Raw genomic sequence first — 16591 nt, forward strand, 5'->3', positions numbered from 1 at the left:
GCGCCCCATGGCACGCACCAACCCGATGCACCTCCTGAAGAACCTCGCCGCCGAGCACGCCGCCGCCCGCCGGCTCGCCATCCCCGTCGACGAGCTCCGCGGCCTGAGAGCCGACGCCCTCGGACGCCGGTCCCTCCTCAAGTACGCCACCGCCGCCGGCATCGCCGTCGGCGTCGGATCGGCCGTGCCCGCCGCGGCCGCCACCACACCCGCCCCGCCGGTGAAGAGCACCGCCCGGATCGCCGTCGTCGGCGCCGGGATCTCCGGCCTCACCGCCGCCCTCACCCTCCAGGACGCCGGACTGAGCCCGGTGCTCTACGAGGCGAACCCGTCCCGGGTCGGCGGCCGCATGTACACCCAGCGCGACCACTGGGCGTACGGCCAGACCTCCGAGATCGGCGGCGAGCTGATCGACACCAGCCACAAGAAGATCCTGGAGCTCTGCCGCCGCTTCGACCTCGCCACCGAGGACTTCCTCGGCGGCGGACCCAACGGCGCCGAGGAAGTCCTCTGGTTCGGCGGCACCTACTACCCGCGCGCCCAGGCCGACGAGGACTTCAACGCCGTCTACCAGTCACTGCGCCGCGACCTCTCCGAGGCGGGCGAGGTCACCTGGAACCAGACCACACCCACCGGCACCGCCCTCGACAACATGTCGCTGTACGAGTGGATCGAGACCCGGGTCCCGGGCGGACACTCCTCACCGCTCGGGAAGTTCATCGACGTCGCCTACAACGTCGAGTACGGCGCGGACACCACCGAACAGTCCTCGCTCGCCCTCGTCCTGCTCATGGGCTACCAGACCAATCCGGGCAACTTCAACATCTGGGGCCTCTCCAACGAGCGGTACCACATCGTCGGCGGCAACGACCGGCTCCCGAACGCCGTCGCCGGGGCGCTCGCCCCCGGCACCCTCCGCACGGGCTGGTCGCTGACCGCCGTACGGGCCAACGCCGACGGCACCCAGACGCTCACCTTCACCGAGGCGGGCGCCACCAGGACCGTCACCGCCGACCACACCATCCTGTGCGTCCCGCTGCCGATCCTCCAGCAACTCGACACCTCCCAGGCCGGGTTCGACCCGCTCATGCGGGGCCTCCTGCGGGACGCGCGCATGGGCTACTGCACCAAGCTCAACATGCAGTTCGGCACCCGGCCGTGGCGCGGCACCGGAGCCTGGCCCGGCGTCTCCGCAGGCGACTGCTTCACCGACACCGAGGTCCAGCAGACCTGGGACACCACCAAGGTCCAGGGCGGCACCGGCGGCATCCTCCTCCAGTACGGCGGCGGCAGCCTGGCCCGGAACCTGAACCCGGCCGGGCCGTTCTCCACCGAGTCCGACCCGTACGTACGGAACCTGGTCACCCGCTACCTGTCCGGCATCGACGCGTTCTTCCCCGGCACCTCCCGGGCGTACACCGGCCGCGCCCAGCTCTCGGCCTGGCACAAGAACCCGTACTCCCTCGGCGCGTACTCCTGCTGGCCCGTCGGCTACCTCCACCGGTACGCGAAGTACGAGGGCACCGCCCAGGGCAACATCCACATCGGTGGCGAGCACTGTTCCTACGACTTCCAGGGCTTCATGGAAGGCGGCGCGACCGAGGGCGAGCGCGCCGCCCGGGAGGTGATCGACGTGCTGCGATGAGCCTGCTCAGCCGGCCGGCACGATGTTCTGGTTGAAGCGGAACACGTTGTCCGGGTCGTACGTGGCCTTCACGGAGGCGAGCCGGCGGTAGTTCTCCTCACCGAAGGAGTTCACGATCCGCTGCTCGCCCTCGGCGCCGACGAAGTTCAGATACGTCGCGTCGAGCGCCCACGGCCGCACATCCGCCCGCACATCGCGCACCCACTGCGTCGCCGGCTCGTCCAGCGCGGGGTCCTCCCAGGTCGCGAACGGGTGCACCGCCCACGGAGCGGTGCGCCACGGCTGCGGAAACCCGGAGGGCCCCGCGGCCACGGCCCCGCCCATCAGGAACAGCACCTGCTGGGTGGCGGTCCCCGCCGGGATCCCCGCGCCACGGGCGCAGAAGACGTCCACGGCCTCGTCGGAGAACTCCCGCAGGTACTCGGCCGACCAGTAGTTCCGCAGCCCCGGCGGGTCGTCCATCATCGACTGCAGGTCCACGTACGGGATGTCCGTGACGATCTCCACCACCGGCTTCAGCGCGAACAGCGGCGCCGCGAACTCGCGGAGCTCCTCGACCGGCCCGGTGTACGTGAACAGCGCCCCGCAGACCAGCTTGCCGACCAGGTCCTCGGGGATGAACGGCTCCGGCGGTGCGGGCATGTAGATGGCGCCGCCGCCCATCTCGTCGGGCGCCACGGCCCCGAGATCACGGAAGGTGCGCACCACCTCGGGCGCGTTGTCCGGCAGGAACAGCAGCATCGAGACGCTCATCCGCGGCAGCGCGTGCAGGCGCATCGTCAGCGAGGTCGCCACCCCGAAGTTGCCGCCGCCGCCGTGCAGCGCCCAGAACAGCTCCGGGTTCTCCTCCGCGTCCGTGTGGACGTGCTTGCCCTCGGCGGTGACCAGGTCGGCGGCCAGCAGATTGTCGCTGGCGAGACCGAACTTCCGCTCCAGCCAGCCGGACCCGCCGCCCAGCGTGAAACCGCCGACGCCGGTGGTGGACACCCGGCCGCCGGTGGTCGCCACGTGGAACGGCTGGCAGGCGTGGTCCAGATGGGCCATCGTGGCCCCGCCCTCGATCCGGACCGTCATGTCCTCCGGATCCACCACGACGCCGTGCATCCGGCGCAGGTCGACGATCAGCGCGCCGTCGATCATGGAGGTTCCGGCGACGCTGTGCCCGCCGCCGCGGACCGCGATCGGCAGCTCGGCCTCGCGGCCGAACAGGATCGCGTTGGACACGTCGGCCTGCGTGGCGCACTGGGCGATCACCGACGGGCGCCGGTCGATCATGCCGTTGTGCAGGGCACGAGCCTCGTCGTAGACCGGATCACCGGGCGTGATCACCTCACCGGCCAGGTCCTCGACCAGTCCGGCCAGGGCGCTCTCGGAGACGTGGGGAGCCATGGGAGCCCCCCTTTCGTACGGGGGGACAAGGACCTTCTCATCGTAGGTCCGGCCCCCTGGGGGCGCCCCTCAGCCGCCGTACGCCCCGCTCGCCGTCAGCCGCAGCGCCGTGTCGATCAGCGGAACGTGGCTGAAGGCCTGCGGGAAGTTGCCCACCTGCCGCTGCAGCCGCGGGTCCCACTCCTCGGCGAGCAGCCCGAGGTCGTTGCGGAGCGCGAGCAGCTTCTCGAAGAGGGTGCGCGCCTCGTCGACCCGGCCGATCATCGCCAGGTCGTCCGCCAGCCAGAAGGAACAGGCGAGGAACGCGCCCTCGTCGCCCTCCAGGCCGTCCACTCCGGCCTCCTCGCCGGCCGTCGGATAGCGCAGCACGAAGCCGTCCTCCGTGGACAGCTCGCGCTGGATCGCCTCGATCGTGCCGATGACCCGCTTGTCGTCCGGGGGCAGGAAGCCCATCTGCGGGATCAGCAGCAGCGAGGCGTCCAGCTCCTGGGAGCCGTACGACTGCGTGAAGGTGTTCCGCTCCTTGTCGTAACCCTTCTCGCAGACGTCCCGGTGGATCTCGTCGCGCAGCTCGTGCCAGCGCTCCAGCGGGCCGTCGGCGTCCCCGGACTCGATCAGCTTGATCGTGCGGTCCACGGCCACCCAGGCCATCACCTTGGAGTGCACGAAGTGGCGGCGCGGGCCGCGGACCTCCCAGATGCCCTCGTCGGGCTGGTCCCAGTGCTTCTCCAGGTAGTTGATCAGCTTGATCTGGAGCAGCGAGGCGTAGTCGTTCCGGGACAGGCCCGTCATGTGCGCGAGGTGGAGGGCCTCCGTGACCTCGCCGTACACGTCCAGCTGGAGCTGGTTCGCCGCGCCGTTGCCGACCCGGACCGGACCCGAGTTCTCATACCCGGGGAGCCAGTCGAGCTCCGCCTCGCCGAGCTCCCGCTCACCCGCGATCCCGTACATGATCTGCAGGTTCTCCGGGTCCCCCGCCACCGCGCGCAGCAGCCAGTCCCGCCAGGCGCGGGCCTCCTCGCGGTAGCCGGTGCGGAGCATCGAGGACAGGGTGATCGCCGCGTCCCGCAGCCAGGTGTAGCGGTAGTCCCAGTTCCGTACGCCGCCGATCTCCTCCGGCAGCGAGGTCGTCGGGGCCGCGACGATCCCGCCCGTCGGCGCGTACGTCAGCGCCTTCAGGGTGATCAGCGAACGGACCACTGCCTCCCGGTACGGGCCGTGGTACGTGCAGTGCTCGACCCACTCGCGCCAGAAATCGGTGGTCGCCGCCAACGAACCCTCCGGGTCCGGCAGCGCCGGCGGCTCCTTGTGCGAGGGCTGCCAGGAGAGCGTGAAGGCGATCCGCTCCCCGGGCGTGACCGTGAACTCGGAGTACGTCGTCAGGTCCTTGCCGTGCGTCTCCACATCGGTGTCCAGCCACACCGAGTCGGGCCCGGCGACCGCGACCGTACGCTCCCCGACCTTGTGCACCCACGGCACGATCCGGCCGTAACTGAACCGCATCCGCAGCGAGGAACGCATCCGCACCCGGCCCGAGACGCCCTCGACGATCCGGATCAGCTGCGGCGCGCCGTCGCGCGGCGGCATGAAATCGATCACCCGGACCGTGCCGCGCGGGGTGTCCCACTCGGACTCCAGGACCAGCGAGTCGCCCACGTAGCGGCGCCGGTCGGCCGGGGCCGCCTCCGCGTCCGCCGGACCAGCCGGGCCCACCCGCCAGAATCCGTGCTCCTCCGTGCCGAGCAGCCCGGCGAAGACCGCGTGCGAGTCGAAGCGGGGGAGACACAGCCAGTCGACACTGCCGTCCCGGCAGACCAGGGCGGCGGTCTGCATGTCTCCGATGAGTGCGTAATCCTCGATGCGCCCGGCCACGTGCTTCACTCCAGTCGTACGGCCACGTCCGCCCCCGAGGGGGCGCTTGCTGCTGATGTGCGTGATGTCTGTGCGATGTCGGCAAGGCCAGTGTGCGGGACGAACCGGTCTGTTCGGCGGGTCGAACGGGCCGGCCCGACGTTTCGAGCGGGTCTGCCCGACGTTTCGAGCGGGTCTGCTCGACATGACGAGCGGGTCTGCTCGACGGGAAGGGCCTGCCTGAGCGGCGGGCGACGCCGGCCTCCTCGGCGGACGGTGTCCGAGCAGAATACGTGCCACCCCGGCGACCGCAGTGATCACACGGGCCGCCCGCTGCTCCACCCGGGTGAGCTGCGCCTTCCCCCGGCCCGGACGGCCGCGTCGCCGTCCGTGAACACCCGACTGCCGCGTGTGGCCGGAAGCGGTCTCCCGATGTCGCTGATACCCTGGTACCCCGTGGACCGGTGGGAAACGGCGACAGCCGAGGACCCCGAAACCGCAGCGACGGCACCCCCCGATTCTTCCGGAGGGGACGCCGGTACGCACCTCCAGAACGCGACCACGGGAGCCCCCTCTTGGCGATGCCGCCCAACACCACGACGACCAAGCACATCTTCGTCACCGGGGGTGTCGCCTCCTCCCTCGGCAAGGGCCTGACCGCCTCCAGCCTGGGTGCGCTCCTCAAGGCCCGCGGACTGCGGGTCACGATGCAGAAGCTCGACCCGTACCTGAACGTCGACCCGGGCACGATGAACCCCTTCCAGCACGGTGAGGTGTTCGTCACCAACGACGGCGCCGAGACCGACCTGGACATCGGCCACTACGAGCGCTTCCTCGACGTCGACCTCGACGGCTCGGCCAACGTCACCACCGGCCAGGTCTACTCGCAGGTCATCGCCAAGGAGCGGCGCGGCGAGTACCTCGGCGACACCGTGCAGGTCATCCCGCACATCACCAACGAGATCAAGGGCCGCATCCGCCGCATGGCGACCGACGACGTCGACGTCGTCATCACCGAGGTCGGCGGCACGGTCGGCGACATCGAGTCGCTGCCCTTCCTGGAGACCGTCCGCCAGGTCCGCCACGAGGTCGGCCGCGACAACGTCTTCGTCGTGCACATCTCGCTGCTGCCCTACATCGGCCCCTCCGGCGAGCTGAAGACCAAGCCGACCCAGCACTCCGTCGCGGCCCTGCGCAACATCGGCATCCAGCCCGACGCGATCGTGCTGCGCGCCGACCGCGAGGTCCCGACCGCCATCAAGCGCAAGATCTCGCTGATGTGCGACGTCGACGAGGCCGCGGTCGTCGCGGCCATCGACGCCCCGTCGATCTACGACATCCCGAAGGTCCTGCACACCGAGGGCCTGGACGCCTACGTCGTCCGCAAGCTCGACCTGCCCTTCCGCGACGTGGACTGGACCGTCTGGGAGGACCTCCTGGACCGCGTCCACAACCCGGAGCACGAGGTCACGGTCGCGCTCGTCGGCAAGTACATCGACCTGCCCGACGCCTACCTCTCGATCACCGAGGCCATGCGCGCCGGCGGCTTCGCCAACAAGGCCCGCGTCAAGGTCAAGTGGGTCACCTCCGACGACTGCAAGACGCAGGCCGGTGCCGAGAAGCAGCTCGGCGACGTCGACGCGATCCTGATCCCCGGCGGCTTCGGCGACCGCGGTGTGAACGGCAAGATCGGCGCGATCCAGTACGCCCGTGAGAACAAGGTGCCGCTGCTCGGCATCTGCCTCGGCCTGCAGTGCATCGTCATCGAGGCCGCGCGGAACCTGGCGGGCATCCCGGACGCCAACTCCACCGAGTTCGACCCGGCCACCGCGCACCCCGTCGTCTCCACGATGGAGGAGCAGCTGGCGTACGTCGAGGGCGCCGGCGACCTGGGCGGAACGATGCGCCTGGGCCTCTACCCGGCGAAGCTCGCCGAGGGCTCGATCGTCCGCGAGACCTACGCCGACGAGCCGTACGTCGAGGAGCGCCACCGTCACCGCTACGAGGTGAACAACACCTACCGCGCGGAGCTGGAGAAGAAGGCCGGCCTGGTCTTCTCCGGCACCTCCCCGGACAACAAGCTCGTCGAGTTCGTCGAGTACCCGAAGGACGTCCACCCCTACCTGGTCGCCACCCAGGCGCACCCGGAGCTGAAGTCCCGCCCGACCCGCCCGCACCCGCTCTTCGCGGGCCTGGTCAAGGCTGCCGTGGAGCGCAAGACGGCGAAGTAGTACGGCGTAACGTTGCCGGGGTGCGGGTCCCTCTGGGGGACCGGCACCCCGGTTTTCGTCTGTGGGAGGCAATTGATGCAGGTGCAGGACACCCCGGAGGAGTGGCGGGTCGTCGCCACCACCACCCCCTTCACGGGCAAGAAGACGAGTGTCCGCACGGACGACGTGGTCATGCCGGACGACTCCGTCGCCCGCCGCGACTACCAGGTCCACCCCGGCTCCGTCGCCGTCCTCGCCCTCGACGAACAGGACCGCGTGGTCGTCCTCCGGCAGTACCGGCACCCCGTGCGGCAGAAGCTCTGGGAGATCCCGGCCGGGCTCCTCGACGTGCCCGGCGAGAACCCGCTGCACGGCGCCCAGCGCGAGCTGTACGAGGAGGCGCACGTCAAGGCGGGGGACTGGCGGGTCCTGACCGACCTCTACACCTCGCCCGGCGGCTCCGACGAGGCCGTACGGATCTTCCTGGCGCGGGACCTCGCGGAGGCGGAGGGCGAGCGGTACGAGGTCTCCGACGAGGAGGCCGACATGGAGCTGGCGCGGGTGCCGCTGGGAGAGCTGGTGCGGGGGGCGCTGGCGGGAGAGCTGCACAACAGCTGCCTGGTGGCGGGGGTGCTGGCGGTGGTGGCGGCGCGGGCGGAGGTCGGCGGCCTGGAGGGGCTTCGCGAGGCGTCCGCGCCTTGGCCGGCGCGACCGTTCACGGCGTAGCGGGGGCCCCACGGCCGTGCGGGCCATCGTCCCGCTGGGCGGCGCCCACCCGCCGGGACGGCGCGCACCCCGCGTGTGGGCGGTCGCCCCGTACCCCGCCCACCCCCGTGTGGGCAACCGCCCCGCACCCCACCCACCCCCGTGTGGGCAACCGCCCCGCACCCCACCCACCCGCCCGTGTGGGCAATCGTCCCGCACCCCGCCCACCCGCCCGTGTGGGCGGAGCGGTTGCGCGCAACGCCGGTGGTGTGACGATCTGCTGATCCGATTGGGGGAACTGTCCGCCCTGCTCCGCCAGGTCCGCCTTCCGCCCTGAACTACGCTCGGGATCGCCCGTGCGGAGCCCCCCGCGGGATCGGCTCGTGCGCAGGTGGACGGGAGCGTGGCCCGTGACGGATCAGGCTGTGGCGGCGGCCGGCAGCCGGCAGTTCTTCGGTCGGCAGCGGGAGTTGAAGGCCCTGCGCGCCGACATCGAGCGAACCGGCCTCGACACCCTCACCGGCCGCAAGGCGCCCCGCGCCCGGGTCCTGCTCATCGCCGGCAAGCCCGGCTCCGGTCGGACCGCCCTCGCCGAGGAGCTGGCCGCCGGGCTCGCCGACCGCTACCCCGACGGCGTCTTCCGCGCCCGGCTCACCGAGCCCGGCGGTGATCCCGTCCCCACCGCGCGCGTCGCCCAGGAACTCCTCGCCGCGCTCGGGGTCGCCGAACCGCCCGGGGCCGGGGAGGACGAGTTGACCGAGCTCGTCAGGGGCGCGCTCGCCGACCGTCGGGCCGTCCTCGTCCTCGACGACGCCGTCGATGCCGAGCAGGCCGACCCCCTCATCCCCGACAACCCCGACGCCCTGGTCGTCGGGGTCGCCCGGGGTCCCCTCACCGGCATCCCCGACGTCCGGCCCTGCACCCTCGGCGGGCTCGACCCGAAGTCGGCGATCGAGCTGCTGACCGCCTTCACCGGCTCCGTCCGCATCACGGTCGACCCGCAGGCCGCCGAGACCCTCGTCGAGGAGTGCGGGGGGCTGCCCGCCGCCGTCGTTCTGGCCGGTGGCTGGCTGTCGACCCGGCCCAAGGCCTCGGTCGCCGATCTCGCCAAGCGGCTGCGTGGGCTCAGCGGCGATCCCCTCACCCGGACCTTCCTCCTCGCGCACGAGGCGCTGCCCGCCACCGCCGCCCGGATACTGCGATTCCTCGCCCTGGCCCCGCTGGGCCGGGCCGACGCCCACACCGCCTCCGCGCTGGCCGGCTGCTCGGTCTCCGCGGCCGCGACCACCCTCGCCGATTTCGCCGCCCTGGGGCTCGTCTCGGTCGGCGAGGACGGACAGTACGAGGTGCGTGCGCATCTCGTCCCCCTCCTTCGCGCTCAGCTGGAGGAGCGCGACCGGCCCGCCGAGGTGCAGCTCGCCCGGGCCCGGATGCTGGAGCGGACCGTACGGCTCCTCCAGTCCTGCCGTGCGGTCACCGAACCCGAGGGCTCGCCCTCCCGCCGCAAGCTGGCGGGCCTGCCGCGCGCCCTGCGCTTCCCGAGCGCGGCCGCCGGCGCCGCCTGGCTGGACTCCCGGCAGGCCGTACTCCTGGCCTCCGCCCGGCTGGCCGTCGCCGACGGAGAGCTCGACACCCTCGCCCGTCGGCTGGTCGCCTCGCTCGTCAGGGCGCTCGCGGCGCACCGGGGCGCCGAGGCCGCCGCCCCCGAGCTGTACGGCCTCCACCGGCTCGTCCTGGACGTGGCCGAGCGGCGCGGGCTGCACCGCGAGCGGGCCGCGGCGCTGCTGAACCTGGCCGATCTCGATGCCAGGACCGGCAGGACGAAGGACGCTCTGCTGCGATATCGGTCGGCTTTGGAGGCCGGACGCAAAGCAAATGACCCGTATGCGACCGGCCGCGCAATGGAATCCGTAGGTGGCTCGTATCAGGAGCTGGGGGACTGGCAGCGGGCCGGCGACTGGTACGGGCGGGCGCTCGCCCAGCGCCTGGCCCGGGACGAGCGCGCGGACCAGGCCCGGCTGTACGCCCGCCTCGGAGCCGTACAGACCTATGCGGGGCGGTACGGGGAGGCGCTGCGGAGCTGGCGCGCCGCCGCGGCCGGCTACCGGAGGCTCTCCGATCTCCCGGGCTACGCACGGGCGTTGAGCGAGGCGGCCCGGGTCCAGGAGTACGCCGGACGGCCCGAGGAGTCCCTGCGGACCTGTGAGGAAGCGGTGGAGTGGGCCCGCCGGGCCCAGGACACGCGGCTCCAGGCCGCGCTCCAGCTGCGGCTGGCCGACACCCTCGACCGGCTCGGCGACCCCGCGGCGGCCGGGCTGCACAGGGCGGCGGCCGAGAGACTCCTGGAAACGGAACCGACAGCCTACGAAATCCGCAGTGGCTCCGGCGAAGATTAGTACTTTGAAAGGCTAGACAGCGGGAACTCCTTCATTAGACTGGGTGCGCCGCGTTCGAACGTGGTCTGCCCCGGTGCGCCGCAGTGCATCCGGGTATGTATCGCAGTGCCCCAGTTATCCCCCTGATTCAAGGACCGTGATCGACGATGAAGGTCGGCATCCCCCGCGAGGTCAAGAACAACGAGTTCCGTGTGGCCATCACCCCTGCCGGTGTCCACGAGCTCGTCCGCAACGGCCACCAGGTCTTCATCGAGCAGAACGCCGGTGTCGGCTCCTCGATCACGGACGCGGAGTACGTCGCCGCCGGTGCCGAGATCCTCGCCACCGCCGACGAGGTCTGGGCCACGGCCGACCTGCTGCTCAAGGTCAAGGAGCCCATCGCGGAGGAGTACCACCGCCTCCGCAAGGACCAGACGCTCTTCACCTACCTGCACCTCGCCGCCTCCAAGGAGTGCACCGACGCGCTCCTGGAGTCCGGCACCACCGCCATCGCCTACGAGACGGTCGAGACCGCGAACCGCGCGCTCCCGCTGCTCGCCCCGATGTCCGAGGTCGCGGGCCGCCTGGCCCCGCAGGTCGGCGCCTACCACCTGATGCGCTCGGCCGGCGGCCGTGGCGTCCTCCCCGGCGGTGTCCCCGGCACCCACGCCGGCGAGTGCGTCGTCATCGGCGGCGGCGTCTCCGGCTGGAACGCCGTGCAGATCGCCATCGGCATGGGCTTCCACGTGACCCTGCTCGACCGCGACATCAACAAGCTCCGCGAGGCCGACAAGATCTTCGGCACGAAGGTCAAGACGATCGTCTCCAACGCCTTCGAGCTGGAGAAGGCCGTCGTCGAGGCCGACCTCGTCATCGGTGCCGTCCTCATCCCGGGCGCCAAGGCCCCGAAGCTGGTCACCAACGAGCTCGTCGCCAAGATGAAGCCCGGAAGTGTCCTTGTCGACATTGCGATCGACCAGGGCGGCTGCTTCGAGGACTCCCACCCGACGACCCACGCCGAGCCGACCTTCCAGGTCCACAACTCGGTCTTCTACTGCGTCGCGAACATGCCGGGCGCGGTTCCGAACACCTCCACCTACGCCCTCACCAACGCCACGCTGCCCTACATCGTGTCGCTGGCGAACAACGGCTGGGTCGAGGCGCTGCGCCGCGACGCCGCCCTCGCCCTGGGCCTCAACACCCATGACGGCAAGGTGGTTTACAAGGAGGTCGCCGAGGCGCACGGCCTCGAGCACGTCGAGATCGCCAGCCTCCTGGCCTGACCCCCGAAGGCCCGTTGACGCCGTCCCCGTCAACGCGTGCCGTCAATATCACGCACCCGGCCGGGCCTTGTTCGACAAGGTCCGGCCGGGTGCGTCTCGGGCCCGCCGAAACGTTCGGGCAACTCGCCTCGAACGTAACCCTTTAACCGTTTCGCACACCCCTGAAACGTGTGGATGCATGCCTGCGCACCCTTGACAGAGACGTGTTCGGTTGCCGACACATCGGGCCGGGTCCGGCGGATTGTGTTGCTGCGGAGCGGTGACACGCCATAGAGTCGCCAACCGTCGGCATGGTGCCACGCTGACCTATCGATAAATGTTCCTGGTCACATCCAAGGAGGTAAGACGACTTGTGAATGAGTCGACATTTACTCCCGGGAGCGGTGCGCCAGGTGCCCCGATCGGCTCCGTCGCGGTGCGGACCTTCGCGACGCACCAGCCCATGACGAGTGCCCACACGATGAAGACGATGGACGGCCTACACGTGAACGCCACGGCCGGCAACGAGATGGGCCGAGAGTCCACCCACTTCGCCGCCTACGACGAGGTGCCCGAGGGGCACTTCTACGACCCCGACGCCGAGTACGAGCCCGACCCGGAGTACGCGGCCACCCTCGCACCCGACGCTGCCCGCCAGCGCCGCGAGCGGATCGGCCCCACCGGACGGCCCCTGCCGTACTTCCCGATCCCGGGTCCCCTGACCGACCACGGACCCGCGAAGATCATCGCGATGTGCAACCAGAAGGGCGGCGTCGGCAAGACCACGTCGACCATCAACCTGGGTGCCGCGCTCGCCGAGTACGGACGACGGGTGCTGCTCGTCGACTTCGACCCGCAGGGAGCCCTGTCGGTCGGCCTCGGCGTGAACCCGATGGAGCTCGACCTCACCGTCTACAACCTGCTCATGGAGCGGGGCATGTCGGCGGACGAGGTGCTCCTCAAGACCGCGGTGCCCAACATGGACCTGCTGCCGAGCAACATCGACCTCTCGGCCGCCGAAGTCCAGTTGGTCAGCGAGGTCGCGCGCGAGTCCACGCTCCAGCGCGCCCTGAAGCCGCTGATGAACGACTACGACTACATCGTGATCGACTGTCAGCCCTCGCTCGGCCTGCTGACCGTGAACGCCCTGACGGCCGCTCACAAGGTCATCGTGCCGCTGGAATGCGAGTTCTTCGCGCTGCGCGGTGTCGCGCTGCTCACCGAGACCATCGAGAAGGTCCAGGAGCGGCTCAACCCCGAGCTGGAGCTCGACGGCATCCTCGCCACGATGTACGACTCCCGGACCGTGCACAGCCGTGAGGTCCTGGCGCGCGTCGTCGAGGCCTTCGACGACCACGTCTACCACACGGTCATCGGCCGCACGGTCCGCTTCCCGGAGACCACGGTCGCCGGCGAGCCCATCACCACGTACGCCTCCAACTCCGTGGGCGCCGCCGCCTACCGCCAGCTCGCCAGGGAGGTGCTCGCCCGGTGTCACGCCGAGTGAGTCTGCCCGGAGCCGACGAACTCTTCCGTACGACAGGGGGGACGGCGCTCCAGGCGTCCGCACCCCGCCGGGCGGTCCCGGCACCGGCGGCCGAGAGCGACACGGCGGCGTCCGAGGGCTCCGCCGAGCACGCCCCGGCGGACTCCGAGGCCACGGAGCCCCGTGCCCGGACGGCCGAGCCCGAGGCGCCGGCCGCCAAGGCCGCGCCCACCGCCTCGGTGCCCGCCCCCGCGGCGGCTGCCCGGCGGCGCGGCGCCCGCACCGCGAACCGGCGGCCCAGCGGCCGCGAGCGCCACGACGAGAAGATCACGGTCTACGTCTCCGCCGAGGAGCTGATGGACCTGGAGCACGCCCGGCTCGTCCTGCGCGGCGAGCACGGCCTGGCGGTCGACCGCGGCCGGATCGTCCGTGAGGCGGTCGCCGTGGTCCTGGCGGACCTGGAGTCCCGCGGCGACGCGAGCATCCTCGTCCGCCGCCTGCGCGGCCGCTGACGGTAGCCTGCGGGCTGCCGTTCTCCTCGTTCCCCCTGGACCCCCTGTGCACCACACCCCTGACGAAACGTCCCGCCCACGCCGCCGCCTCCTGGGCCGCGGCCCGGGCGCGACGGCGGGGGTGCCGGTGCCGGTCCCACAGCCCGCACCCGCCGCCGCGGCCGAGCACCCGGAGGCTTCCGGGCCGGTGGGGACGCCCGAGCCGTCCGAGGCGCCCGAGGTCCCGGAGGTTTCCGGGCCCGCGGAGCCGCCCGAGGTTCCGGAGGTTTCCGGGCCTGCGAAGGCGCCCGAGGTTCCGGAGGTTTCCGGGCCTGCGAAGGCGCCCGAGGTCCCGGAGGTTTCCGGGCCTGCGAAGGCGCCCGAGGTCCCGGAGGTTTCCGGGCCTGCGAAGGCGCCCGAGGTCCCGGAAGTTTCCGGGCCCGCGGAGCCGCCCGAGGTTCCGGAGGTTTCCGGGCCCATGGACGTGCCCGACGCGCCCGAGGGGCGGGACGGGCGGTTCACCGTGCGGCTCTCGAACTTCGAGGGGCCCTTCGATCTGCTCCTCCAGCTGATCACCAAGCACAAGCTCGACGTCACCGAGGTCGCCCTCTCCCAGGTCACCGACGAGTTCATGGCGCACCTGCGGGCCCTCGGGCCCGACGGGGACCTCGACCAGACCACCGAGTTCCTCGTCGTCGCCGCCACCCTGCTCGACCTCAAGGCCGCCCGGCTCCTCCCCGCCGCCGAGGTGGAGGACGAGGCCGACCTCGCCCTCCTGGAGGCCCGCGACCTGCTCTTCGCCCGGCTCCTCCAGTACCGCGCGTACAAGCGGATCGCCGAGATCTTCGAGGAGCGCTGGGAGGCCGAGGGCCGCCGCCACCCCCGTACCGTCGGACTCGAGCCGCACCACGCCGAGCTCCTCCCCGAGGTCGTCATCTCCATCGGCGCCGAGGGCTTCGCCAAGCTGGCCGTCAAGGCCATGCAACCCAAGGCCGAACCCCAGGTGTACGTCGACCACATCCACGCCCCGCTCGTCAGCGTCCGGGACCAGGCCGCCGTGGTCGTCGCGCTGCTCCGCGAGCGCGGGACGGCCGTCTTCCGGGAGCTGATCGAGGACGCCGGCGACACCCTCACCGTCGTCGCCCGCTTCCTCGCCCTCCTGGAGCTCTACCGGGAAAAGGCCGTCGCCCTCGACCAGGAGACCGCCCTCGGCGACCTCACGGTCTCCTGGACCGGCGGCGAGACGGACCCCTCCGGGGCCGTGACCGACGAATTCGACCAGGAGGCCACCGCATGAGCGACCTCAAGCCCGCCCTCGAAGCCGTCCTCATGGTCGTCGACGAGCCCGCCACCGAGGCCCACCTCGCCAAGGTCCTGGAGCGCACCCCGCGCGAGGTGGCCGACGCCCTGCACGAGCTGGCCGACGAGTACACCTCCCAGGGCCGCGGCTTCGAGCTGCGGCGGGTGGCCGGGGGCTGGCGCTACTACACCCGCGCCGCCTTCGCCCCGGCCGTCGAGGCCTTCGTCCTGGAGGGGCAGCAGGCGCGGCTCACCCAGGCGGCCCTGGAGACCCTCGCGGTCGTCGCGTACCGGCAGCCGGTCAGCCGTTCGCGGGTCTCCGCGGTGCGCGGAGTGAACTGTGACGGGGTCATGCGCACCCTCCTCCAGAGGGGTCTGGTGGAGGAGGCGGGCGCGGAACCCGAAACAGGTGCGATCCTGTACAGGACGACGAACTACTTCCTGGAGCGGATGGGCCTGCGCGGCCTGGACGAACTCCCCGAACTCGCCCCCTTCCTCCCCGAGGCCGAGGCGGTCGAGCCGGACTCCCTGGAAGGCGTCCCGTCGTTCGACCCGGACGCAGACGTAGACGACAAGACGGAACTTTGATGCGAAGCAGCAGCGGCAGGAACAGCAGCGGAAACAACGGCGGGAGCCGTGGTGGCAACAGCGGCGGCCGCGGCGGCAGCGGCGGCGGCCGCGGCAACAGCGGCGGTGGCGGCGGGCGCGGGAACTACCGCGGCGCCGGCAACGGCCGCGACGACCGCCAGGGCCAGGGCGGCGGACGTCCCGGCCAGGGCGGCGGGCGTCCGGGCCAGGGCGGCGGCGGCCGGCCGAGCGGCTCCTCCAGCCCGCGCAAGGCGCGCCCGGAGGAGCGCACCTACGACGAGCGGTACAGCCCCTCCTCGGACGGCCCCAAGCGCGGGCGTGGCACGGCCGCGCGCGGCGGCGCCAAGGGCGGCCCCCGGCAGTCGCCGCAGCGCGGCGGCGGCCGTACGGCGCCCGCCCGCTCGCGCGAGTACGACGCCCGTACCGAGGAGCGCAACCGGGAGCGGTACGCCGGCAAGCCCGAGATCAAGACCCCCAAGACCTTCCCCGGCGCCGAGCAGGAGGGCGAGCGCCTGCAGAAGGTCCTCGCCCGCGCCGGCATGGGCTCGCGCCGCGCCTGCGAGGAGCTCATCGAGCAGGCCCGCGTCGAGGTCAACGGCGAGATCGTCCTGGAGCAGGGCATGCGCGTCGACCCGGAGAAGGACGAGATCAAGGTGGACGGCCTGACCGTCGCCACCCAGTCGTACCTGTTCTTCGCGCTGAACAAGCCGTCCGGCGTCGTCTCCACCATGGAGGACCCCGACGGCCGCCAGTGCCTCGGCGACTACGTCACCAACCGCGAGACCCGGCTGTTCCACGTCGGCCGTCTCGACACGGAGACCGAGGGCATCATCCTGCTGACCAACCACGGTGAGCTGGCCCACCGCCTCACGCACCCGAAGTACGGCGTCAAGAAGACCTACCTGGCCGCCATCACCGGCCCGCTGCCCCGCGAGGTCGGCCGGCGCCTCAAGGACGGCATCCAGCTGGAGGACGGCTACGCGCGCGCCGACCACTTCCGCGTCGTCGAGCAGACCGGCAAGAACTACCTGGTCGAGGTGACCCTCCACGAGGGCCGCAAGCACATCGTGCGCCGGATGCTCGCCGAGGCGGGCTTCCCGGTCGAGAAGCTGGTGCGCACCGCCTTCGGCCCGATCGCCCTCGGTGACCAGAAGTCGGGCTGGCTGCGCCGCCTGACCAACACGGAGGTCGGCATGCTGATGAAGGAAGTCGGCATGTAAGGCCCCGCCGTACCCGAGAAGCCCGTGACCGCCCGGCGGTCACGGGCTTCTCCGCGTTTCCGGGACGGGC

Annotated in this window: 12 protein-coding genes; 10 read left to right on the forward strand and 2 right to left on the reverse strand. The window is 71.6% G+C overall.

From position 1 onward, the window contains the following. Positions 1-7: 7 nt before the first annotated feature. Entirely contained in the window at positions 8-1645 is a 1638-nt protein-coding gene (locus ACF07V_RS14665; RefSeq protein ID WP_392154237.1) for a flavin monoamine oxidase family protein, read from the forward strand. 6 nt (positions 1646-1651) lie between these two features. Here the strand turns inward: ACF07V_RS14665 and ACF07V_RS14670 are convergent, their stop codons facing one another. Both ACF07V_RS14670 and ACF07V_RS14675 read right to left on the reverse strand, forming a co-directional pair. Beyond that, entirely contained in the window at positions 1652-3034 is a 1383-nt protein-coding gene (locus ACF07V_RS14670) for an FAD-binding oxidoreductase (RefSeq protein WP_392154239.1), read from the reverse strand. A gap of 69 nt (positions 3035-3103) precedes the next feature. Continuing rightward, the gene (locus tag ACF07V_RS14675) at positions 3104-4906 is read right to left on the reverse strand and encodes a glycoside hydrolase family 15 protein (RefSeq protein WP_392154241.1); all 1803 of its coding nucleotides are present in this window, start codon (positions 4904-4906) and stop codon (positions 3104-3106) included. A 560-nt stretch (positions 4907-5466) separates the two neighbouring features. On the opposite strand from ACF07V_RS14675, the gene ACF07V_RS14680 reads away from it, so the two are divergent. The 9 genes from ACF07V_RS14680 (at position 5467) to ACF07V_RS14720 (ending at position 16521) form a co-directional block, all read left to right on the forward strand. Further along, the gene (locus tag ACF07V_RS14680; protein WP_392154903.1) at positions 5467-7116 is read left to right on the forward strand and encodes a CTP synthase; all 1650 of its coding nucleotides are present in this window, start codon (positions 5467-5469) and stop codon (positions 7114-7116) included. 75 nt (positions 7117-7191) lie between these two features. Next, on the forward strand, positions 7192-7821 hold the full coding sequence (locus ACF07V_RS14685) for an NUDIX domain-containing protein (protein WP_392154243.1): 630 nt from the start codon (positions 7192-7194) through the stop codon (positions 7819-7821). 389 nt (positions 7822-8210) lie between these two features. Further along, the gene (locus ACF07V_RS14690) at positions 8211-10196 is read left to right on the forward strand and encodes an AAA family ATPase (protein WP_392154245.1); all 1986 of its coding nucleotides are present in this window, start codon (positions 8211-8213) and stop codon (positions 10194-10196) included. 146 nt (positions 10197-10342) lie between these two features. Further along, positions 10343-11458, forward strand: a complete 1116-nt coding sequence (gene ald, locus ACF07V_RS14695; protein ID WP_392154246.1) for an alanine dehydrogenase — start codon at positions 10343-10345, stop codon at positions 11456-11458. A gap of 460 nt (positions 11459-11918) precedes the next feature. Then, complete coding sequence (locus ACF07V_RS14700) at positions 11919-12944, forward strand: ParA family protein (RefSeq protein ID WP_030212665.1); 1026 nt, start codon at positions 11919-11921, stop codon at positions 12942-12944. After that, positions 12929-13435 (forward strand): hypothetical protein, encoded by a 507-nt coding sequence (locus ACF07V_RS14705; RefSeq protein WP_392154248.1) that lies wholly within the window; start codon positions 12929-12931, stop codon positions 13433-13435. Before ACF07V_RS14700 ends, ACF07V_RS14705 begins: the two co-directional genes overlap by 16 nt. A gap of 91 nt (positions 13436-13526) precedes the next feature. Continuing rightward, positions 13527-14711, forward strand: coding sequence for a segregation/condensation protein A (locus tag ACF07V_RS14710; RefSeq protein WP_392154905.1), 1185 nt, complete (start codon positions 13527-13529; stop codon positions 14709-14711). Then, entirely contained in the window at positions 14708-15301 is a 594-nt protein-coding gene (gene scpB / locus ACF07V_RS14715; RefSeq protein WP_392154250.1) for an SMC-Scp complex subunit ScpB, read from the forward strand. The genes ACF07V_RS14710 and scpB overlap by 4 nt, the downstream gene beginning before the upstream one ends. Next, positions 15301-16521: a pseudouridine synthase gene (locus tag ACF07V_RS14720; RefSeq protein WP_392154251.1), complete on the forward strand. Its 1221-nt coding sequence runs from the start codon at positions 15301-15303 to the stop codon at positions 16519-16521. The genes scpB and ACF07V_RS14720 overlap by 1 nt, the downstream gene beginning before the upstream one ends. Positions 16522-16591 lie beyond the last annotated feature (70 nt).

The organism is Streptomyces sp. NPDC015661 (assembly GCF_043077765.1).
Taxonomy (GTDB): domain Bacteria; phylum Actinomycetota; class Actinomycetes; order Streptomycetales; family Streptomycetaceae; genus Streptomyces.

Coding starts and splice junctions, on each gene's coding strand:
- ACF07V_RS14680 (WP_392154903.1), top strand. CDS start 5,467: ATGCCGCCCAACACCACGACGACCAAGCACATCTTCGTCACCGGGGGT.
- ACF07V_RS14720 (WP_392154251.1), top strand. CDS start 15,301: ATGCGAAGCAGCAGCGGCAGGAACAGCAGCGGAAACAACGGCGGGAGC.
- ald (WP_392154246.1), top strand. CDS start 10,343: ATGAAGGTCGGCATCCCCCGCGAGGTCAAGAACAACGAGTTCCGTGTG.
- ACF07V_RS14665 (WP_392154237.1), top strand. CDS start 8: ATGGCACGCACCAACCCGATGCACCTCCTGAAGAACCTCGCCGCCGAG.
- ACF07V_RS14670 (WP_392154239.1), bottom strand. CDS start 3,034: ATGGCTCCCCACGTCTCCGAGAGCGCCCTGGCCGGACTGGTCGAGGAC.
- ACF07V_RS14700 (WP_030212665.1), top strand. CDS start 11,919: ATGAAGACGATGGACGGCCTACACGTGAACGCCACGGCCGGCAACGAG.
- scpB (WP_392154250.1), top strand. CDS start 14,708: ATGAGCGACCTCAAGCCCGCCCTCGAAGCCGTCCTCATGGTCGTCGAC.
- ACF07V_RS14685 (WP_392154243.1), top strand. CDS start 7,192: ATGCAGGTGCAGGACACCCCGGAGGAGTGGCGGGTCGTCGCCACCACC.